Origin of the sequence: Citricoccus sp. K5, from assembly GCF_902506195.1 — a bacterium.
Lineage (GTDB): Bacteria > Actinomycetota > Actinomycetes > Actinomycetales > Micrococcaceae > Citricoccus.
The window spans coordinates 452,610-472,714 of sequence record NZ_LR732817.1; the positions used below are offsets into that span (position 1 = coordinate 452,610).

Consider the following 20,105-nt stretch of genomic DNA (forward strand, 5'->3'; position numbering starts at 1 on the left):
TCAGGGCGTCAGAGGGTCTCGCAGAACGCGGGAGTGGACTCCAGCAGCATTCCGTCGGCGCCGACGAGGCACGGTTCGAAGGTGAAGATCACCAGGGTGCCGAGCACGATGATGACGGTGGTCGCCGCATAGAGGACCATCTTCAGCCAGAACCGCACGCCGTCACGCTCGGCGTAGTCGTTGATGATGGTCCGGACGCCGTTGGTGCCGTGCAGCATGGCCAGCCACAGCAGGGCCAGGTCCCAGAACTGCCAGAACGGATCGGCCCACTTGCCGGCGACGAAGCCGAAGTCCAGGCCGTTGATGCCGTCCCCGACCATGAGGTTGGAGAAGAGGTGGACGAAGATCAGCACGACCAGGACCACGCCGGACAGGCGCATGAACAACCAGGCGAGCATCTCGAAGTTGCCGCTCTTGGTCTTGTCCCGGGTGTACTTCGGGTCGATACGCCCCGTGCGGGGGGCTGCGATCGTGGATTCAACGGTGGCGCTCATGGCTCAGTGACCTCCGAGGGCAAGCATCAGGTGGCGGATGGCGAACGCGCCAACGGTGACGACGGAAAGGACCACCACGGCCCACAGCATCTTCTTGTGGTGCTTGGTCCCGCCCTTCCAGAAGTCCACGAGGATGATCCGCAGGCCGTTGAAGGCGTGGTAGACGATGGCGGCCACGAGGCCGACCTCTCCGACAGCCATCAGCGGGTTCTTGTAGGTGCCGAGTACCGCGTTGTACGCCTCCGGCGAGACCCTCACCAGCGAGGTGTCCAGCACGTGGACCAGCAGGAAGAAGAAGATGGCGACGCCGGTGATCCGGTGGATGACCCACGACCACTGACCTTCGTTGCCGCGATAGAGGGTCCCACGGCCGGACTTCGCCGGGGCCTGCGCTGATGTCGCAGTAGACACTGTTATACCTCCCAGGGATTGCAAGGGCGCCTGTGCCACGTCCGATGGGCACAAAGGGAACGCCGGTGCGAGTGCATTCCTCCACGACAGACTAGTCCTTCTTGACGTTATGTTCCCTATTGTTGACCCGCATGGTTCCTGTTGTGGCACGGGTCACGTGAGAGAGGCGGACCCGTGCCGCGGCACGGTGGTCGCCTATGCTGTCCGGTGTGACGACTGACCCTGAACTGGATGGCCTCGCCGCCGTGGACCTCTCTGACACCCCGGGACTCGACCGCTTCTATGGAGTGATTCCTGCCGGTGGTGTGGGGACGCGGCTGTGGCCGCTGTCGCGGGCTGCCGCGCCGAAGTTCCTGCATGACCTGACCGGCTCGGGGCAGACCCTGATCCGGGCCACCTACGATCGCCTGGCCGCGCTGGCCGGGGACCGGGTGATGGTGGTCACCGGGGAAGCCCACGAGGGCGCCGTGCGGGAGCAGTTGCCGGACCTGGCCTCTGAGGACACCGTGCTCGAGCCGGAGCCGAAGGACTCGGCGGCGGCCATCGGCCTGGCCGCGGCCATCCTGTTCGAGCGGGATCCTGAGACCATCATGGGCTCCTTTGCCGCCGACCAGGTGATCGGTCCGGTGGAGGAGTTCCAGGAGGCCGTGGCAGAGGCTGTGGCCACGGCGGTCACCGGCAAGATCGTGACCATCGGGATCAAGCCGACGCACCCTGCCACCGGGTTCGGCTACATCCGGCAGGGCGAGGCCCTGGCCGTGAAGGGTGCCCCCCATGCCAAGTCAGTGGCCGCGTTCGTGGAGAAGCCGGCCGAGGCGGTGGCCCAGGAGTACGTCGCCTCGGGGGAGTATCTGTGGAACGCGGGGATGTTCGTGGCCCCGGTGTCGTTGATGCTGCACCATCTGGCGGTCAATGAGCCGGAGCTGCATGCCGGCGTCGTGGAGATCGCCAAGGCGTGGGGCACGGACGCGCAGGCTGAGACCATGGCCCGGGTCTGGCCGGGGCTGAAGAAGACCGCGGTGGACTATGCGGTGGCTGAGCCCGCTGCCGCGGCGGGAGACGTGGCTGTGATCCCGGGTGGGTTCACCTGGGACGATGTGGGCGATTTCGCGGCGATCGCCCGCCTGAACCCGGCCAAGCGGGCCTCCGGCATCACCGTGATCGGTGAGACGCCGCGGGTGTACTCGTCCAAGGCCTCCGGCGTGGTGGTCACGGACACGGCGCGGGTGATCGCGTTGATCGGTGTCGAGGACATCGTGGTCGTGGACACCCCGGATGCCCTGCTGGTCACGACCACGGAGCACGCCCAGTCCGTGAAGCAGGCCGTCGAGTCCCTCAAGGCCCACGGCGACGACGACGTCCTCTGAGTCAGAGGAGCCCCGGTAGCATCACTGGGATGAACGACAGCCAGGCTTCCACCGGCGCCCGTCCCGTCCTCGACGATCCCGGACTGCCGTGGGTGACCCCCCTGGTCCAGCGTCTCGAGCCCTCGATCGTGGAATTCCGCCGGGACATCCACGCGTATCCGGAACTGTCCTATGACGAGCACCGGACCACGGAACGGATCCTGCAGACCCTGACCGAGGCCGGGCTCTCCCCGGTCAAGCTCGAGGACACCGGCGCCTACGTGGACATCGGCGAGGGGCCGATCGTGCTGGGCCTGCGTGCGGACATCGACGCCCTTCCCCTCTCGGAGCTGACCGGGCTGGACTACGCCTCCCGGCACCAGGGCGTCGCACATGCGTGCGGACATGACGTCCACACGTCCGTCATGGTCGGCACCGCGCTCGCCCTGCACCGGGTGGTCACGCGCACGGCCGGTGAACTCGGCCAGCCGGAGCTCGACGCCCTCGGGGGACCCGAGGGCCTGACCGGCCGCATCCGCATCATCTTCCAACCCGCCGAGGAACGGTTGCCCGGTGGCTCCCTGTCCGTGATCCGGCAGGGCACCCTGGAGGGGATCCCGCGGATTCTGGCGGCACACTGCGAGCCCCGGTTCGACGTCGGCACGATCGGCACGCGGATCGGCGCCATCACCTCGGCGGCCGACACCATCAAAATCAGCCTGTCCGGCCGCGGTGGACACACCTCCCGGCCGCACCTGACGGAGGACCTCGTCTACGCGTTGTCCACGATCGCCGTCCAGGTCCCGGCGGTGCTGAACCGACGGATCGACGTCCGCTCGGCCGTCTCGGTGGTGTGGGGCCAGATCAATGCCGGGGCGGCGCCCAACGCCATCCCCGGGTCCGGTTACCTCGCCGGCACCATGCGCTGCCTGGACGCCGAGGTGTGGGAATCGGCCGGCGACCTGCTGGACGACGTGGTCCAGCAGATCGCCCATCCGTTCGGGGTGAAGGTCCACCTCGAGCACATCCGCGGGGTGCCGCCGGTGGTCAACACGGAGGCCGAGACGGATCTCATCGAGGACGCGGCCCGCTATGAGCTCGGGTCCCGGGCCATCCAGCTGACCCCGCAGTCCATGGGCGGGGAGGACTTCGCCTGGATGACCCAGCTGGTCCCCGGGGCCATGCTGCGCTTGGGGACACGGACCCCGGGCGGTCCGGTCTATGACCTGCACATGGGCGACTTCGCACCGGACGAGCGCGCCATCGGCGTCGGCATGCGCATCTTCACGGCGGCGGCACTACGGGTCCTGTCCGGCGTTCAGTAGGGCCCAACGGCGCGGGCGGTGGAGACGTTGCAGAAACGTAGCGCACTTCTGAAGCGGTTCTTGCCAACTTTGGGTAAACTCCCGGGTAACTGTCCGTCTGAAGGGCGCGGACATCCGTGGAACGGATCGAACTCGACCCGTCCGGACCTGGGCCGAGATCACCGGCTCGCGGCCGGATCCCCACGTTCCAGCCCCCACCCTCGCACCTAAGGATCACCATGGGCATTGCCTCCCCCCTGTCTCGTAAGGCACTCCTGCCGGTCGCCATGCTCGGCATGTCCGGCCTGTTGCTGGCCGGCTGCGGCGCCGCTCCGGAAGAGGACGGCGCCACCGCCGGCTCGGATGCGCCGGCCGTCGGCACCGACAACTCCGACTACACCGGTTGCATCGTCTCCGACCAGGGCGGCTTCGATGACCGCTCCTTCAACCAGTCCTCCCACGACGGCCTGATGGCCGCCGAGGAGGAGTTCGGCATCTCCACCAACGAGGCCGAGTCCACGTCCCCGTCCGACTTCACCCCGAACATCACGTCGATGCTGCAGGCCGACTGCGACATGATCATCGGCGTCGGGTTCCTGCTCGGCGACACGATGAAGCCGATCGCCAACGACAACCCCGAGACCCACTTCATGGGCGTGGACGTCACCGATCCCGAGTTCCCGGACAACGTCAAGCGCCTGATCTATGACACGGCGCAGGGCTCCTTCCTGGCCGGCTACCTCGCCGCCGGAACGTCCGAGACCGGCAAGGTCGCCACCTACGGCGGCGCGGAGATCCCGACCGTGACCATCTTCATGGACGGCTTCGCCGCCGGCGTCGAGTACTACAACGAGCAGAAGGACGCCGAGGTCGAGGTGCTGGGCTGGAACCGCGAGGCCAAGACCGGTTCCTTCACCGGCGACTTCGAGAACCAGGCCGCCGGCAAGACCAACACCACCAACTTCATCAACGAGGGCGCGGACATCATCATGCCCGTGGCCGGGCCGGTGGGCCTGGGCACCCTCGACGCCGTGACCGAGGCGAATGCCGGCGGCAAGGAGGCCAAGGTCATCTGGGTCGACTCCGACGGCTACGAGACCACCGAGCAGGGCGAGGTCATCCTCACCTCCGTGGTGAAGCTGATGGGCCAGGCCGTGCAGGACGTCATCGAGGCCGACCTGGCGGACGAGTTCGACGGTGAGCCCTACGTGGGCACGCTGGAGAACGGCGGCGTGGCCCTGGCCCCGTTCCATGACTTTGACGCCGAGGTCTCCGATGAGATGAAGACCGAGCTCGAGGAGATCAAGGCCGGCATCATCGACGGCTCCATCGAGGTCAACTCGGACTACTCGCCCGAGGTCTGATCACCACGGTGGCCCATGCGGTGGGGCGGCCTGCGGGCCGCCCCACCGTCATGTCCGCCGGGAATACCCTGAGATGAAGACCCTGAGATGATGTCCTCTTCAGATCCCGTTGGGACCGAGCATCATGGATGGAACGACAACGACCCGAAGCAATGGCCTGTCCCGGGCCAGAATGGCTGGAGCACGGTGAAACTCGAATTACGCGGCATCACCAAGAAATTCGGGGCCTTCACGGCCAATGACTCGATCGACCTGACGGTGGAGTCCGGCCAGGTCCACTCCCTGCTGGGGGAGAACGGCGCGGGCAAGTCCACCCTGATGAACGTCCTGTTCGGCCTCTACGAGCCGACCGCCGGCGAGATCCTGGTGGACGGCACACCCGTGCGGTTCAGCGGTCCCGGTGAGGCCATGCGGGCCGGCATCGGCATGGTGCACCAGCACTTCATGCTGATCCCCGTCTTCACGGTGGCGGAGAACGTGGCGCTGGGCGATGAGCACACGCGTGCCGCGGGCATCCTGGACCTCGAGTCCACCCGCCGGAAGATCCGCGAGATCTCCGATGAGTATGGCTTCCACGTGGACCCGGACGCCCGCATCGAGGACCTTCCGGTGGGCGTCCAGCAGCGCGTGGAGATCATCAAGGCGCTCGTGCGCGACGCCCGCGTGCTGATCCTGGACGAGCCCACCGCCGTCCTCACCCCCCAGGAGACCGACGAGCTGCTGGACATCATCCGCCGGCTCCGGGACAACGGCACAGCCGTGGTGTTCATCTCCCACAAGCTGCGCGAGGTCAAGGCGATCTCCACCGTGATCAGCGTGCTGCGCCGCGGCAGGATGGTCGGCACCGCGGACCCGGACGCGGACCAGTCCGAACTGGCCGCCCTCATGGTGGGCCGCGCCGTGGGGCTGAACACCACGAAGTCCGCCCCGCAGCTGGGTGAGGAGACCTTCACGGTGTCCGACCTGACCGTACTGAGCCCGGAGGGCGTCCGGCTGGTGGACCGCGTCTCCTTCGGTATCCGCCAGGGCGAGATCCTGGCCGTGGCCGGTGTGCAGGGCAACGGGCAGACCGAGCTCACCGAGGCCATCATGGGCCTGCAGAAGGCCCAGGGGTCCATCCGCCTGGACGGCGAGGAGATCCTCGGCCGCACCACCCGGCAGGTCATCCGGGCCGGCGTCGGGTATGTGCCGGAGGACCGCTCCACCGACGGTCTGGTGGGGTCCTTCTCCGTGGCCGAGAACCTCGTCCTGAACCGCTTCGACAGGGCCCCCGTCGGCAACCGCTTCCAGCTGAGCCCGGCGGCCATCCGGTCCCTGGCGGAGCAGCGCGTCACCGAATTCGATGTCCGCACCCAGGGTGTGGACCTGCCCGTCGGCACCCTGTCCGGAGGCAACCAGCAGAAGGTCGTCATGGCCCGGGAACTGGTGGACGGCCTCAAGCTCTTCATCGCCTCCCAGCCCACCCGCGGGGTCGACGTCGGCTCCATCGAGTTCCTGCACGACCGCATCATCCGCGAACGGGACTCGGGCACCCCGGTGATGATCGTCTCCACCGAGCTCGATGAGGTCCTCGACCTGGCCGACCGCATCGCCGTGATGTACCACGGTCGGATCATCGGGATCGTGCCGGGGGACACCTCGCGTGACGACCTGGGCCTCATGATGGCCGGCATCACCCCGGGTGCCGAACCGGACACCACCCCGGACACCACCCCGAAGGGAGCAACGGCATGAACGCCGTGACCAGCGAGAGCACCCCGGCGTCCACGCCCGGCCCCCAGGCCGGAGGAGCCGGAGGAGCCGGAGGATCGGGCCGGAAGGGCGGTGTCCCGAACGGATTCTCGTTCCGGGACGTCCTGTCCGGCAACGGCACCGTCACCGTCCTGGCGATCATCCTGTCCCTGGTCATCAGCGCTCTGCTGATCATCCTGACGGACGAGGACGTCCTCGAGGCTGCCGGATACTTCTTCAGCCGCCCCGTGGACACCCTGGCCGCCGGCTGGTCGGCCGTGGCCTCCGCCTACGCCGCCCTGTTCCGCGGCGCGATCTTCAACTACCGCGGGGACACCTTCAGCGAGGGCATCTACCCGCTGATGGAATCGCTGACCGTGGCCACGCCGCTGATCATCATCTCGCTCGGCATCGCCATCTCGTTCCGCTCCGGACTGTTCAACATCGGCGGCCAGGGCCAGATGATCTTCGGAGCCATGTTCGCCACCTGGTTCGGCGTCCACCTGCAGCTTCCCGCGGGCCTGCACCTGCTGCTGGTCCTGATCATGGGCATCCTCGGCGGCGCCCTGTGGGGCGCCGTGGTCGGCTTCCTGAAGGCGCTCACCGGTGCCCACGAGGTCATCCTGACCATCATGCTCAACTACGTGGCCATCCATCTCGTCACGTATTTCCTGTACACCCCCGTCCTCCAGCGGGAGGGCTCCACCAACCCGGTCTCCGACTTCCTGCCGTCGACGGCGGTCTTCCCGCTCCTGTTCGGTGACAGCTTCCGCCTGAACTGGGGCTTCGTCGTGGCCCTCGTGGCCACCGTGTTCGCCTGGTGGCTCATGAAGCGCTCATCCGTCGGCTTCCAGCTGCGTGCCGTGGGTGCCAATCCCGACGCCGCCCGGACCGCGGGTGTGTCCGTGAAGCGCATGTACGTGGTCGCCATGGCGATCTCCGGCGGCCTGGCCGGCCTGGCCGGCATGAGCCAGGTGTCCGGCACCGAGAAGATGCTCAACACGGACGTCGCCGGGTCCTTCGGCTTCGACGCCATCACCGTGGCCCTGCTCGGCCGCTCCAACCCGTGGGGCGTGTTCGCGGCAGGTCTGCTGTTCGGCGCGCTGCGTGCCGGTGGCGTGACGATGCAGACCGAGACCGGGGTGCCGATCGACATCGTGCTCATCATCCAGTCTCTGATCGTGCTGTTCATCGCCGCACCGCCGCTGGTGCGGATGATCTTCCGCCTGCCGGCACCCGGTGCCCTGCAGGCCCGCACCACAGCGGATCCGGTCACCCAGCCGGCCCTGGCCGGCGCCGTCGCGGCGACCACCGCGTCCGCCGACGGCCACACCGCCCCGGCCGCCTCCGCCACCATCGGCGATGCCGTGGGAGTGGCGGCCGGAGACGCAGGATCCACAGACCCGGCCGATGCAGATGCCAGTACCACCACCCCGGCGGAAGGCGACCAGCGATGAGCACCACCGCGACCGTTCCCAACGGCCCTGCCGGCCCCGCTCCAGCCGCCTCGACGACGGAGAGGCCGACCACGGACATCGTCCGGCACTGGACCACGCCGATCGCGCTCGCGGTACTGGCGGCGGTCTCCCTGGCCGTCTTCGCCCTGACCGCCTCGGGCAAGTCGGCCACGTTCCGCATCTCCACCGATGCCGATGCCATCCACATCCCGGACATCGTGGTCCCCACCATTGCCGCCGGCTGGACGATCACCCTCCTGCTGGCCGCCCTCGCCGTATGGGGTTTCCTGCAGGTACGCCGCTCCGGCACGGTCAGCGGCTGGGTCTCCGCCGTCTTCGCGGCCCTGTTCGTGGCGGGATTCCTGGTGTGGGTGGTCGGCGCGGCCAACACCACCACGGTGTTCCTGACCGGTCTCATCGCCGGCTCCGTGACCCTGGCGATCCCGCTGATCTTCGGTTCCATGGCCGGTGTGCTCTCCGAACGGGCCGGCGTCGTGAACATCGCCATCGAGGGCCAGCTGCTGGCGGGCGCCTTCACGGCAGCCGTCACCGGCTCGGTGACCGGTTCGGTCTGGGCGGGCCTCGTGGCCGCCGTGGTGGCCGGTGTGCTGGTGTCCGTGCTGCTGGCGGTGTTCGCCATCCGCTACCTGGTCAACCAGATCATCGTCGGCGTGGTGCTCAACGTCCTGGTGGCCGGCCTGACCAGCTTCCTGTTCAGCACCGTGCTGTCCTCGAACTCCTCCGCGCTGAACTCCCCGCCGCACTTCCCGAGCATCAGGATCCCGATCCTGGCGGACATCCCGATCATCGGCCCCATCCTCTTCGACCAGACCATCCTGGGCTACGGCATGTACTTGATCGTCGTCGCCCTGTACATCGGCCTGTTCCACACCAAGTGGGGCCTGCGCGTGCGGGCCGTCGGCGAGCACCCCAAGGCCGCGGACACCGTGGGCATCAACGTGATCCGCACCCGGTACATCAACGTGCTGCTCGGTGGTGCCGTGGCCGGTATGGGCGGCGCCTTCTTTACCCTCGTGTCCTCCTCCTCCTTCTCGAAGGAGATGACCGCCGGCCAGGGGTTCATCGCCCTCGCCGCCGTGATCTTCGGCCGCTGGAACCCGATCGGGGCCTTCTTCGCCGCGCTTCTGTTCGGGTTCACCACCAACATGCAGTACGTTCTGGCCATCCTGGGCACACCGGTCCCCAGCCAGTTCATGGCGATGCTGCCCTATCTCGTCACCGTCCTGGTGGTGGCCGGCCTGGTCGGCAGGTCCCGGGGCCCGGCCGCCGCCGGGTCCCCCTATGTGAAGGAATAGCCGGGAACAGCCTGGATCATCCAAGGAAGAGTGAAGGAGTGAGTGTGGAACACCACGACCACGGATCCAGCGGCGCGTTCAGCGACCCGTTCGAGGACGACATCCCGCTGACGGCATCCCTGCCGCGCATCACCGGCACCGGATCGGGCATCGACTGGCAGCGTCTGGAGTCCACCGCCCGTGCTGCGATGACCCGCGCCTACGTGCCGTACTCCCGATTCCCCGTGGGTGCAGCCGCCCTGGTGGAGGACGGCCGCGTGGTGGCCGGCTGCAACATCGAGAACGCCTCCCTGGGCCTCACGCTCTGCGCCGAGTGCTCTCTGGTGTCCAACCTGCAGATGAGCGGGGGCGGCAGGATCGTGGCGTTCTACTGCGTCGACGGCAACGGTGAGGTCCTCATGCCGTGCGGCCGCTGCCGCCAGCTGCTCTACGAATTCCACGCCCCCGGCATGCGCCTCATGGGCCCGGACGGAGAATTGACCATGGACGAGGTCCTGCCCCACGCCTTCGGCCCGGCCGACATGACGCACCTCAGTGGCGGTACGGCCACGACCGACAACCCGGGAGAAAACCGATGACCCCGCAGCCCACCTCTACTTCTGCCTCTACCTCTATCTCCGCATCCCCGGATGGCCACCGCGCCGAGCCGTTCGACGCGATCGAGGTGATCCGGGCCAAGCGGGATCGCCAGCGGCTCTCCGAGGGGCAGATCGACTGGGTCGTGGATGCCTACACCCGCGGTGTCGTGGCGGACGAGCAGATGTCCGCGCTGGCCATGGCCATCCTGCTCAACGGCATGGACCGGCCGGAGATCGCCCGCTGGACGAAAGCGATGATCGCCTCGGGCGAGCGGATGGACTTCTCACAGCTGCGCGGGCCCGACGGCGGCGTCAAGCCGACCGCGGACAAGCACAGCACCGGTGGCGTGGGAGACAAGATCACCCTTCCGCTGGCACCGCTCGTCGCGGTGTACGGCGTGGCCGTTCCCCAGTTGTCCGGCCGCGGCCTCGGCCACACCGGCGGCACCCTGGACAAGCTTGAGGCCATCCCCGGCTGGCAGGCCAACCTGTCCAACGAGGCCATGATGGACCAGCTCTCCTCCGTGGGTGCCGTCATCTGTGCCGCCGGTTCGGGGCTGGCCCCGGCGGACAAGAAGCTCTACGCGCTGCGGGATGTCACCGGCACCGTGGAGGCGATCCCGCTGATCGCCTCCTCGATCATGTCCAAGAAGATCGCCGAGGGCACGGGCACCCTCGTGCTCGACGTCAAGTGCGGCTCCGGCGCCTTCATGAAGACCGAGTCCGACGCCCTCGAACTCGCCCGGACCATGGTGGACCTCGGCCGGGACGCCGGCGTGAACACCTCCGCCCTGTTGACGGACATGGACACCCCGCTCGGTCTGACTGCCGGCAACGCCATCGAGGTCGCCGAATCGGTGGAGGTCCTCGCCGGCGGGGGACCAGCCGACGTCGTGGAACTGACCGTGGAGCTGGCCCGCCGCATGCTGGCCGGTGCCGGGATCACCGGGGTGGACCCGGCCGAGGCCCTGGCCGACGGGCGGGCCATGGACGTGTGGCGCCGGATGATCAGCGCCCAGGGCGGGGACGCCGACGCCCCGATGGCGACGGCACGGGAATCCCACGTGGTCACGGCCGGCGAGTCCGGCGTGCTGACCCGCCTGGACGCCATGGCCGTGGGCCTGGCCGCCTGGCGTCTCGGCGCCGGCCGGGCTCGCAAGGAGGACCCGGTTCAGGACGCGGCCGGGGTGCGCCTGCACGCCAAGCCCGGAGACGCCGTGCAGGCCGGACAGCCCCTGCTCACCCTGCTGACGGACACCCCCGAGCAGTTCGACCGTGCCCTGTCCGCGCTGGAGGGCAGCTATTCCATCGCCCCGGCGGGATCGGCGGAGGCTGAATCGTTCGTGCCGCGCCCGCTCATCATCGACCGGATCGACTGACGGCCCCGGTTCTGCTGCCTCGCCGTGATCCCCATGGCAGGACCCGGCCCAGACTGGAGCCGGTCCCGGACAGACCTGAAGACGACCCGGAAGAAGATCCTGAGCAGACCCTGAGAGGGCCCGGAACCGCCGAGAAAAGTGCGGTCCGGGGCCTTCCGTTCGCCTAGGCTGAACGGGTGCTCCAGATGATCGAAGACGTGGTCCTCCATGCCGCCGGGCAGTGGTGGATCCTGCTCGCGGTCTACCTGCTGTGCACGATCGACGGCTTCTTCCCCGTGGTGCCCTCGGAGTCCGTGCTGGTGGCGCTGGCCTCCATCTCCGGCACCCAGGACACCGTCTCCCTGTGGTGGGTCTGGCTGATCGGTGCCCTCGGGGCGATCACCGGGGACCAGATCGCCTATGCCCTCGGCCGGGGGATCGGCATCACCCGGTTCCGCTGGATGCGCAGCCGCAGCGTGGTCCGGGCCGTCGCCACCGCCCGCACCGCCCTGGACGGACACGGCGCGCTGGTGATCTGCACGGCCCGGTATATCCCGGGCGGACGGGTGGCGGTGAACTACACCGCCGGGGCCACCGGGTACCCGCGGCTGAGGTTCACCCTGCTGGACATCTTCGCCGCGTTCCTCTGGTCGGCCTACTCGATCGGGATCGCCCGGGCCACCGCGGGCTGGCTGGACAACACGTTGCTGCAGATCATCGTGGCGCTGGTGGCAGCGGCCGCCGTCGGCTGGGTGGTGGACCTCATCCTGAAGAGGATCCTGCTCCGGCTGGCGGAACGGAAGCGGGCGGCCGGCGGGGGACTGCGGTCCGAGACCGCTACCGTAGACTCGCCACGTGACTGACGCGATCGAATTCTCCGCCCCCTCGCCCCTTGACGTCGATCTGGCAGCGTTGCCCAAGATCAGCCTCCACGACCACCTCGATGGGGGCCTGCGACCGGCCACCATCCTCGACCTGGCCGGCCGGATCGGCCACGAACTGCCCGCCGACAGTGCCGACGCGCTGGCGGAGTGGTTCGCCGAGTCCGCGAACTCCGGCACCCTCGAGCGCTACCTCGAGACCTTCGACCACACGATCGCCGTCATGCAGACGACCGAGGGGCTGCAGCGGGTGGCCCGCGAGTTCGTGGAGGACCTCGTGGAGGACGGCATCGTCTATGCCGAGGTCCGCTGGGCCCCCGAACAGCACACCGCCGGCGGGCTGACCCTGGACCAGGCTGTCGAGGCGGTCCAGGCCGGACTCGACGAGGGCGTGGAGAACGCCGAGGCCGTGGGAACCCCGATCCGCATCGGCCAGCTCATCACGGCCATGCGTCAGAACGACCGCTCGCAGGAGATCGCTGAGCTGGCCGTGCGCCACCGCGGCACCGGTGGCGCCGGTGGCTCCGTTGCAGTGGGCTTCGACATCGCCGGACCGGAGACCGGATTCCCGCCCTCGCGCTTCACCGAGGCCTTCACCTGGTTGGCCGGCCAGCATTTCCCGGCCACCGTCCACGCCGGCGAGTCGGACGGCCTCGAGTCCATCAACGACGCCCTCGTCAACGGCCGCGCCCTGCGCCTCGGCCACGGCGTGCGGATCGCCGACGACATCACGGTGGAGTTCAACGCCGTGGACGAGAACGGTGAGCAGGTCGGCGAGGACAACGCCCTCGTGGACCTCGGTGCCACTGCCGCCTGGGTCCGTGACCGCGGCATCGCGCTGGAGATCTGCCCGTCCTCGAACCTGCAGACCGGCGCCGTGGCGGCCTACGGCGGCACGGTCTCCACCCACCCGATCGACATGCTGGCCCAGCTGGGCTTCCGCGTGACCATCAATCCGGACAACCGGCTGATGAGCGGGGTCTCCCTCACCGACGAGCTGTACCTGATCGCGGAGGTCTTCAGCTACTCGCTGGAGGAGCTGCTGGACTTCCAGCTCAACGCCGCCGAGGCCGCCTTCCTGCCCCTCGAGGACCGCGAGGCCCTGGCCGAACTGCTCGTCGAGGCCTGGGGAGAGGTCATCTCCAGCGGCGGCACCGGAGACGGCCCGGTGCGCCTGGAGGCCCTCGACGACGACGACGCGTGAGCGACGCCGTCGACCGGCTCGTCTGGGTGGTCGCCCAGTTGCGGGAGCACTGCCCGTGGACGCGGCGGCTCACCCATGCCGTGCTGACCGAGTACCTGATCGAGGAGGCGTACGAGGCCCTCGAGGTCATCGAGTCCGCGCCCCCGGCCAGCTGGCCCGAGGGGCCGCTGGCCGACGGCACCTACGAGAAGCTGCGGCTCGAGATGGGGGACGTGCTCTTCCAGGTCGTCCTGCACGCGGCGATCGCCCAGGGGGCCGGTGGCTTCACCTTCGACGGCACGGCCCAGGCCATCACGGACAAGATGATCCGCCGGAACCCCCACGTCTTCCACGCCGACGGGTCCCTGCGCGAGCCGCGGGACCTGGCGGCCGCGAGACTGGAGGACATCGAGAAGAATTGGGAGCGCATCAAGAAGGCGGAGCGCGCCGCCGGGGCAGCCGAGTCGGATGCCGCCTTCACCGAGGTCCCCGCCCACCTGCCCGCCCTGGCGGCCGCCGCGAAGGTCGTGGACCGGGCCGCCCGGCAGCCGGTGGACCCACTGCAGGAACCGGGCCCGCCGCCGTCGGGCCAGGATCCGATGGTGCTGCAGGACGAGGGGGAGCTGGGCGCCGAGCTGTTCCGGCTGGTCCAGCGCTCCCGTGCTGCGGGGCTCGACCCCGAGCGTGCGCTGCGCCAGCACCTGGCCGCGCTCCGTCACGACCTCTCGGGAACAGACCCGACGGGCTAGGCTAAACCCGCATCGCCCCGCGGTACCGCAACCTGCGCCACGGCGCCCACCCGGACCGTCAAGCCACACCGGCCCTGACGCTCTACCCACCGACAGTCTTCAAAGGAGACCGCACATGGCCCTGATCGACGCCATCCATGCCCGTGAAATCCTCGATTCCCGCGGTAACCCCACCGTTGAGGTGGAGGTACTGCTGACCGATGGATCCCTCGGTCGCGCCGCCGTGCCCTCCGGCGCCTCCACGGGAGAGTTCGAAGCCGTCGAGCGCCGCGATGGTGACCAGGGCCGCTATCTCGGCAAGGGCGTGCTGGGTGCCGTCAACGCCGTCATCGAGAACATCGCGGACGAGCTGGAGGGTGAGGACGCCACGGACCAGCGTCTCATCGACACCCTGATGATCGACCTGGACGGCACCGAGAACAAGGGCACCCTGGGCGCCAACGCCATCCTCGGTGTCTCGCTGGCCGTGGCCAACGCGGCCGCCGCCTCCTCGGACCTCTCCCTGTTCAAGTACCTGGGCGGCCCGAACGCCCACGTGCTTCCCGTGCCGATGATGAACATCCTCAACGGCGGCGCCCACGCCGACTCCAACGTGGACATCCAGGAGTTCATGATCGCCCCGATCGGCGCTCCGAGCTTCTCCGAGGCCCTGCGCTGGGGCGCCGAGGTCTACCACACGCTCAAGAAGGTCCTGCAGGAGCGCGGACTCGGCACCGGCTTGGGAGACGAGGGCGGCTTCGCCCCGTCCCTGCCGTCCAACCGCGCCGCCCTGGACCTGATCACCGAGGCCATCACGCAGGCCGGCTACACCCCGGGCAAGGAGATCGCCCTGGCCCTGGACGTGGCCTCCTCCGAGTTCTGCTCGAACGCCACCTACACCTTCGAGGGCGAGCAGAAGAGTGCCGCGGACATGATCGCGTACTACGAGGAGCTGGCCGCGAACTACCCGCTGATCTCCATCGAGGACCCGCTGGACGAGAACGACTGGGAGGGCTGGCAGCAGCTCACCACCTCCCTGGGGGCCACGGTCCAGCTCGTGGGCGACGACCTGTTCGTCACCAACCCGGAGCGTCTGCAGCGGGGCATCGACGAGCAGTCGGGCAACGCCCTGCTGGTCAAGGTCAACCAGATCGGTTCCCTGACCGAGACCTTCGACGCGATCTCCCTGGCCCAGCGCCACCAGTTCCACTGCATGATCTCTCACCGCTCCGGCGAGACCGAGGACACCTTCATCGCTGACCTGTCCGTGGCCACCAATGCCGGCCAGATCAAGACCGGTGCCCCGGCCCGCTCGGACCGGGTGGCCAAGTACAACCAGCTGCTGCGCATCGAGGAGGAGCTGGGCGACTCCGCGATCTACGCGGGTGCCTCGGCCTTCCCGCGGTTCACCGCCCGCGCCTGACCGGCTGCCCCGCAACCCCGTTCCGGGGTCTCCGGGGTCGGGGTTGCGGTGGTTAACGGTGAAAGCCCGGCAAACGCCCGGGAACCCGCTCGGCGCGCTGTCCCAACGCCGGGCGGATCAGCCGTTATCGTCAGAGGGACCGGGGAGATGGCCCGGTCTCACAAGTCTTGTTCAGGATGGGCACGGAGGTACTGGTGGCAACTCGTCGTCCGCGCGTCCCCAAAACCTCCCAGCGTCAACTGGCCGAGGTGGGGGCCGGCGCCGCCCGGCGCACGGGCACCGCAGGGCCCGGCTCGACGCCGCACCTGGTGGGCGGCCACTCCGCCAAGGTCATCCCCCTCGACGCGGCACCGTCACGCCAGTCCGCCGAATCCGCCGAATCCATCGAGTCTGCCGCATCCCCTGAGTCGGTGGACCCGGCATCCGCCGGCGGGCAGTCCATCCGCGGGTGGTCGGCCGACCGGGCGCAGGGCGGCTCTCCGGCATCTGCCGACGCGGAGGCCTCGGACGGACCCGGAGCCGTCCTGGACGATGCGACAGACTCGGAGGACACCTCGGCCGGTCCGTCATCGGAACCGACTCCCGGGCAGCGCCGTGCCGACGAACGCCGCAACCTGTTGCGCCGGTCCGTGCCCCGTGCCCGGGCGCGGAGCTCCGCCAGAACTCCTTCGGCAGCGACGTCGACGCCGGGCCCGGCCCTGGTCCCGGTCGAACCCGTTCCGGCCCGCAACCTCACCGGCCGCTCCGTGGCCTTCCTGGTGGTGCTCTTCGTGGCCGCGGTGCTCCTGGCGCCGACCCTGCGGGTGTTCCTGGACCAGCAGGCCGAGCTCCGCGCCGTCCAGGAGGAGATCGCCGCCGAGCAGCAGCTGCAGCAGGACCTCACGAGCGAGATCGCCCGTTGGGAGGACCCGGCCTACATCCAGCAGCAGGCGCGCGAGCGCTTCAACCTCGTCATGCCCGGTGAGCAGACCTACATGGTCATCGGCGGCGATGAGGCCGTGGAGGACCCGGTGCCACCGCCGGCCAGTCCGAGTGAGGTCAACCAGGACATGCCATGGGCGGATGCCCTGCTGGACTCCGTGGTGCGTGCCGGTACCGACTAGGCTGGAGCACTTGTCACCGGCACCAACGCACCGACTGAGGCAAGATCATCACCATGACGCAGAACCTGGACCGCACCCCCACGCAGCAGGACCTGGACACCATCAGCCTGCAACTGAACCGCCCGGCCCGTGACGTGGTCGAGATCGGGGCCCGGTGCGTGTGCGGCAATCCGCTGGTGGCCACCACCGCTCCACGGCTGTCCAACGGCATCCCCTTCCCCACCACGTTCTACCTGACCCACCCCGTGTTGACGGCCGCCGTCTCCCGGCTGGAGGCGTCCGGTGTGATGGCCGAGATGTCCGAACGGCTGCAGCAGGATGACGAGCTGTCCGCCCGCTACCGGAGCGCGCACGAGGCCTACCTGGCCGAGCGTGACCGGGTGGGACGGGTGGCCGGCACGGACGGGGTCCCGGAGATCTCGGGCATCTCCGCCGGCGGCATGCCCGAACGGGTCAAGTGCCTGCACGTCCTGGTGGGCCACTCGCTGGCCGCGGGGCCCGGCGTGAACCCTCTCGGGGACGAGGCGCTCGGACGCATGCGGGATGACTGGACCGCCGAGACCTGCTGGTGTGCCGGCGCCTGGGACCCAGGGGCACCCGTGCCGAGCAAGGACCTCAGCCGCCACGTGAAGCGGCTCGCGGGGGAGCAGAACCCCGTGCAGGGTGCGGCGTCACGCCGGCCGGGCCGGACCGTCGCGGCGATCGACTGCGGAACCAACTCCATCCGACTGCTCGTGGCACGCGTCGAATCTCCGACGGATCAGCCGACAGATCAGCCCGGCACCGGCGGCGCGGCTGTTCCCCGGCTCGTGGACCTGCACCGCGAGATGCGCGTGGTCCGGCTGGGCGAAGGAGTGGACGCCACCGGCCGGTTGTCCGAGGCCGCCATGCAGCGCACCTTCGCCGCCACGGAGGACTACGCCGCGATCATCCGCGACCTCGGGGCCACCTCCGTCCGGTTCGTCGCCACCTCCGCCAGCCGTGACGCCGCCAACGCCGCCGACTTCACCGCTGGGATCCGCGAACGTCTGGGCGTGGAACCCGAGATCATCACGGGGGACGAGGAGGCGGCCCTGTCCTTCGCCGGCGCGGCCTCCGTCCTGGCCCCTGGCGCCCTTGGTACCGCCGAGCGACCTCAGGCGAGCCAGGCCAGCCAGACCAGCCAGACCTCCCCGGCCGGTCGAACCAGCCATGCGGCCGCCGGACCGGTGCTGGTGGTGGACCTGGGTGGCGGATCCACCGAGTTCGTCCTCGGAACGCTGGCAGGCCCCGGAGGTGCGGGGCCGCAGGTCACCCACGCCCTCAGCGTCAGGATGGGATGCGTCCGATTCACCGAGCGCCATCTGCGGACCGATCCACCGACCGATGCCGAGATCCAAGGAGCGGTGCAGGACATCGAGGCCGTCCTGGACGAGGTGGAGGTGAGCATCCCGCTGGGGGAGGTGGCCGCCGTCGTCGGTGTGGCTGGGACCGTGACCACCGTGACCGCCGCCGCGCTGGGCCTGACCGCCTACGATCCCGGGGTCATCCACGCCACGGAGCTGGATGTGGACGTCATCGGCGACACCGCCGGGCGACTGTTGGCCGCGACCCGGGACGAGCGTGCCGCCCTGCCCTACATGCACCCGGGCCGCGTCGACGTGATCGGGGCAGGCGCCCTCATCTGGTCCATGATCCTGCGCAGGGTGGCGCACGCCGGCCATGGATCGGTCACCACGGCCATCACGTCCGAGCACGACATCCTGGACGGGATCGCCCTGTCCCAGACGGCATGAGCGGCCGTCGGTCAGGACGGCGGGGGAGAGCCCCACGCCTCCCCCGCCTGACCGCTGTGCCCCTGGCCACCGTGCTGACCGTCCCGGTGCTCACCGCGGCCCTCGTCGCCGGACCCGTGCTGCTGCCGCCTCCGGCCGGAAGCTGGACCGAGTCCGGCGAGTCCGAATCTTTCGGTGCGTCCGGTGCGACCGGTGTGGCGAGCTGGTCCGCCCTGCCCGCCGCCTCCGCAGATGAATGGCGGGACCGGCAGTACTGGCTGGACGAGTACGGGTTCCGTGACGCGTGGGGGACCAGCCAGGGCGAAGGCGTCACGGTCGCGGTGATCGACACCGGCATCGACGCGGACCATCCAGACCTGAGCGGCCAGGTGGTCGGTGGCATCGATGTCTCCGGTGCGGGCAACGAATCCGGCACCGAACTCGTTGGGGAGATGGCCGAACACGGCACCCTGGTGGCCTCGGTCCTGGCCGGCCGCGGGAACAACGAGGCTGCGTTGCGCCGGGCCGAGGAGGAACGCCGCTCCGCGAAGGCCACACCGACGCCCTCGACCCTGCCCTCCGGTGAGACCGCACCCAGCCCGAGCCCGTCGGCCACCTCCGGCACGCCGACTCCGGACGAGGCCACCGGCGCCTGGCCGGACGGGATCGTGGGGGTCGCTCCCCGGGCAGAACTGCTGTCCATCTCCGTCCACCTCGGTGCCAGCAACGCCGGCGGTCCGTCCCCGGAGGACCAGATCGCGGAGGCCGTCACCTGGGCCGTGGACAACGGAGCCGACGTCATCAACATGTCCCTCGGCTCCACCCGCCAGGACTGGCCGGAGAGCTGGGACCGGGCCTTCCTGCACGCCGAGGAGAACGATGTGGTGGTGGTGGCTGCCGCTGGGAACCGCGCCTCCGGAACCCTGACCGCAGGAGCCCCGGCGACCATCCCCGGTGTGCTGACCGTGGCGGGCCTCAACCCGGATGGGACGGCGAGCTGGGACTCCTCCACGGAGGGAATCTCCATCGGGGTGGCCGCTCCGGCCGACCCACTGGTCGGCGCCGTGCCGGGTGGTGACCGGAAGGACTGGGCGGGCACCTCGGGAGCCGCCCCGCTCGTGGCGGGCCTGGCCGCCCTGATCCGGTCTGAGTACCCGGAGATGCCCGCCCACCAGGTCATCCACCGCATCCTGGCCACGGCCGAGGACGCCGGGGTCCCCGGTGAGGACCCGGTCTACGGTCACGGCATCATCGACGCCGCCGCGGCCGTGACGGCGGACGTCGGCGCCGTGGACCGCAATCCCATGGACACCATCGCCGACTGGATCCGCGTACACCGTCGCGCCGAGTCCTCCGGTGCCCCGACGCCGACCGCGACCCCGAGCGGGGAGCCGGCCGAGCCGACGTCGACCCCGGACCCGCTGTCCACGGAGATGCCGCAGGCGACCGCCCCGGCCGACCCTGCCCCGGGACTCCAGCCGGCGCTCGTGATCGGCACGGCTCTCGTGGTCGCCGGGCTGGCAGCCACTGCCGTGACGCTGTATCTGCGCCAGCGCAGATCATCCGAGCGTTGAGCCACGTCAGCCGCTCACTCCAGTTCATACCGGTACGCCCGTCTGCGAGCGATACTTTGTGACTTTGTGAAAAATTTCACGAAGTGCGGTGAGCGGGGCT

General features: G+C 69.4%; 17 protein-coding genes. 15 read left to right on the forward strand and 2 right to left on the reverse strand.

Annotated features, from left to right (window positions below; genetic code table 11):
* Positions 1-8: 8 nt before the first annotated feature.
* Both BOSE125_RS01990 and sdhC read right to left on the reverse strand, forming a co-directional pair.
* The gene (locus BOSE125_RS01990; protein WP_159549257.1) at positions 9-494 is read right to left on the reverse strand and encodes a succinate dehydrogenase hydrophobic membrane anchor subunit; all 486 of its coding nucleotides are present in this window, start codon (positions 492-494) and stop codon (positions 9-11) included.
* Between the two features lie 3 nt (positions 495-497).
* Positions 498-905, reverse strand: a complete 408-nt coding sequence (sdhC, locus tag BOSE125_RS01995; protein WP_159549260.1) for a succinate dehydrogenase, cytochrome b556 subunit — start codon at positions 903-905, stop codon at positions 498-500.
* 209 nt (positions 906-1,114) lie between these two features.
* Between sdhC and BOSE125_RS02000 the strand changes: the two genes are divergently transcribed.
* The 15 genes from BOSE125_RS02000 (at position 1,115) to BOSE125_RS02070 (ending at position 20,005) form a co-directional block, all read left to right on the forward strand.
* Positions 1,115-2,272 (forward strand): mannose-1-phosphate guanylyltransferase, encoded by a 1,158-nt coding sequence (locus BOSE125_RS02000; RefSeq protein ID WP_371300554.1) that lies wholly within the window; start codon positions 1,115-1,117, stop codon positions 2,270-2,272.
* Between the two features lie 29 nt (positions 2,273-2,301).
* Positions 2,302-3,576 (forward strand): amidohydrolase, encoded by a 1,275-nt coding sequence (locus BOSE125_RS02005; protein WP_159549266.1) that lies wholly within the window; start codon positions 2,302-2,304, stop codon positions 3,574-3,576.
* Between the two features lie 218 nt (positions 3,577-3,794).
* Positions 3,795-4,919: a BMP family protein gene (locus tag BOSE125_RS02010; protein ID WP_159549269.1), complete on the forward strand. Its 1,125-nt coding sequence runs from the start codon at positions 3,795-3,797 to the stop codon at positions 4,917-4,919.
* Between the two features lie 186 nt (positions 4,920-5,105).
* Positions 5,106-6,653: an ABC transporter ATP-binding protein gene (locus BOSE125_RS02015; RefSeq protein ID WP_159549272.1), complete on the forward strand. Its 1,548-nt coding sequence runs from the start codon at positions 5,106-5,108 to the stop codon at positions 6,651-6,653.
* Positions 6,650-8,107: an ABC transporter permease gene (locus BOSE125_RS02020; protein ID WP_159549275.1), complete on the forward strand. Its 1,458-nt coding sequence runs from the start codon at positions 6,650-6,652 to the stop codon at positions 8,105-8,107. The genes BOSE125_RS02015 and BOSE125_RS02020 overlap by 4 nt, the downstream gene beginning before the upstream one ends.
* Positions 8,104-9,423 carry an ABC transporter permease gene (locus BOSE125_RS02025; protein ID WP_159549277.1) on the forward strand — a complete coding sequence of 440 codons (1,320 nt, stop codon included), beginning with the start codon at positions 8,104-8,106 and terminating at the stop codon, positions 9,421-9,423. The genes BOSE125_RS02020 and BOSE125_RS02025 overlap by 4 nt, the downstream gene beginning before the upstream one ends.
* Positions 9,424-9,611: 188 nt before the next feature.
* Complete coding sequence (locus BOSE125_RS02030) at positions 9,612-10,001, forward strand: cytidine deaminase (protein ID WP_236558104.1); 390 nt, start codon at positions 9,612-9,614, stop codon at positions 9,999-10,001.
* Complete coding sequence (locus BOSE125_RS02035) at positions 9,998-11,380, forward strand: thymidine phosphorylase (RefSeq protein WP_159549279.1); 1,383 nt, start codon at positions 9,998-10,000, stop codon at positions 11,378-11,380. Before BOSE125_RS02030 ends, BOSE125_RS02035 begins: the two co-directional genes overlap by 4 nt.
* 185 nt (positions 11,381-11,565) lie before the next feature.
* Complete coding sequence (locus tag BOSE125_RS02040) at positions 11,566-12,222, forward strand: DedA family protein (RefSeq protein ID WP_236558106.1); 657 nt, start codon at positions 11,566-11,568, stop codon at positions 12,220-12,222.
* Complete coding sequence (locus tag BOSE125_RS02045; protein WP_159549283.1) at positions 12,215-13,444, forward strand: adenosine deaminase; 1,230 nt, start codon at positions 12,215-12,217, stop codon at positions 13,442-13,444. The genes BOSE125_RS02040 and BOSE125_RS02045 overlap by 8 nt, the downstream gene beginning before the upstream one ends.
* On the forward strand, positions 13,441-14,172 hold the full coding sequence (locus BOSE125_RS02050) for a MazG nucleotide pyrophosphohydrolase domain-containing protein (RefSeq protein WP_159549285.1): 732 nt from the start codon (positions 13,441-13,443) through the stop codon (positions 14,170-14,172). Before BOSE125_RS02045 ends, BOSE125_RS02050 begins: the two co-directional genes overlap by 4 nt.
* A 115-nt stretch (positions 14,173-14,287) precedes the next feature.
* On the forward strand, positions 14,288-15,574 hold the full coding sequence (eno, locus tag BOSE125_RS02055; RefSeq protein WP_159549287.1) for a phosphopyruvate hydratase: 1,287 nt from the start codon (positions 14,288-14,290) through the stop codon (positions 15,572-15,574).
* A gap of 194 nt (positions 15,575-15,768) precedes the next feature.
* A complete protein-coding gene (locus BOSE125_RS02060; protein WP_236557770.1) occupies positions 15,769-16,677 on the forward strand; it encodes a septum formation initiator family protein in 909 nt (302 codons plus the stop codon).
* 53 nt (positions 16,678-16,730) lie between these two features.
* The gene (locus tag BOSE125_RS18165) at positions 16,731-18,452 is read left to right on the forward strand and encodes a DUF501 domain-containing protein (RefSeq protein ID WP_159549289.1); all 1,722 of its coding nucleotides are present in this window, start codon (positions 16,731-16,733) and stop codon (positions 18,450-18,452) included.
* Between the two features lie 56 nt (positions 18,453-18,508).
* Positions 18,509-20,005: a S8 family serine peptidase gene (locus tag BOSE125_RS02070; RefSeq protein WP_371300555.1), complete on the forward strand. Its 1,497-nt coding sequence runs from the start codon at positions 18,509-18,511 to the stop codon at positions 20,003-20,005.
* Positions 20,006-20,105 lie beyond the last annotated feature (100 nt).

What these genes read in the sequence shown, in the direction of transcription:
- eno (WP_159549287.1), top strand. Translation starts at nt 14,288, where the DNA reads ATGGCCCTGATCGACGCCATCCATGCCCGTGAAATCCTCGATTCCCGC.
- BOSE125_RS02025 (WP_159549277.1), top strand. Translation starts at nt 8,104, where the DNA reads ATGAGCACCACCGCGACCGTTCCCAACGGCCCTGCCGGCCCCGCTCCA.
- BOSE125_RS02035 (WP_159549279.1), top strand. Translation starts at nt 9,998, where the DNA reads ATGACCCCGCAGCCCACCTCTACTTCTGCCTCTACCTCTATCTCCGCA.
- BOSE125_RS02005 (WP_159549266.1), top strand. Translation starts at nt 2,302, where the DNA reads ATGAACGACAGCCAGGCTTCCACCGGCGCCCGTCCCGTCCTCGACGAT.
- BOSE125_RS18165 (WP_159549289.1), top strand. Translation starts at nt 16,731, where the DNA reads ATGACGCAGAACCTGGACCGCACCCCCACGCAGCAGGACCTGGACACC.
- BOSE125_RS02040 (WP_236558106.1), top strand. Translation starts at nt 11,566, where the DNA reads ATGATCGAAGACGTGGTCCTCCATGCCGCCGGGCAGTGGTGGATCCTG.
- BOSE125_RS02030 (WP_236558104.1), top strand. Translation starts at nt 9,612, where the DNA reads ATGACCCGCGCCTACGTGCCGTACTCCCGATTCCCCGTGGGTGCAGCC.
- BOSE125_RS01990 (WP_159549257.1), bottom strand. Translation starts at nt 494, where the DNA reads ATGAGCGCCACCGTTGAATCCACGATCGCAGCCCCCCGCACGGGGCGT.
- BOSE125_RS02020 (WP_159549275.1), top strand. Translation starts at nt 6,650, where the DNA reads ATGAACGCCGTGACCAGCGAGAGCACCCCGGCGTCCACGCCCGGCCCC.
- BOSE125_RS02010 (WP_159549269.1), top strand. Translation starts at nt 3,795, where the DNA reads ATGGGCATTGCCTCCCCCCTGTCTCGTAAGGCACTCCTGCCGGTCGCC.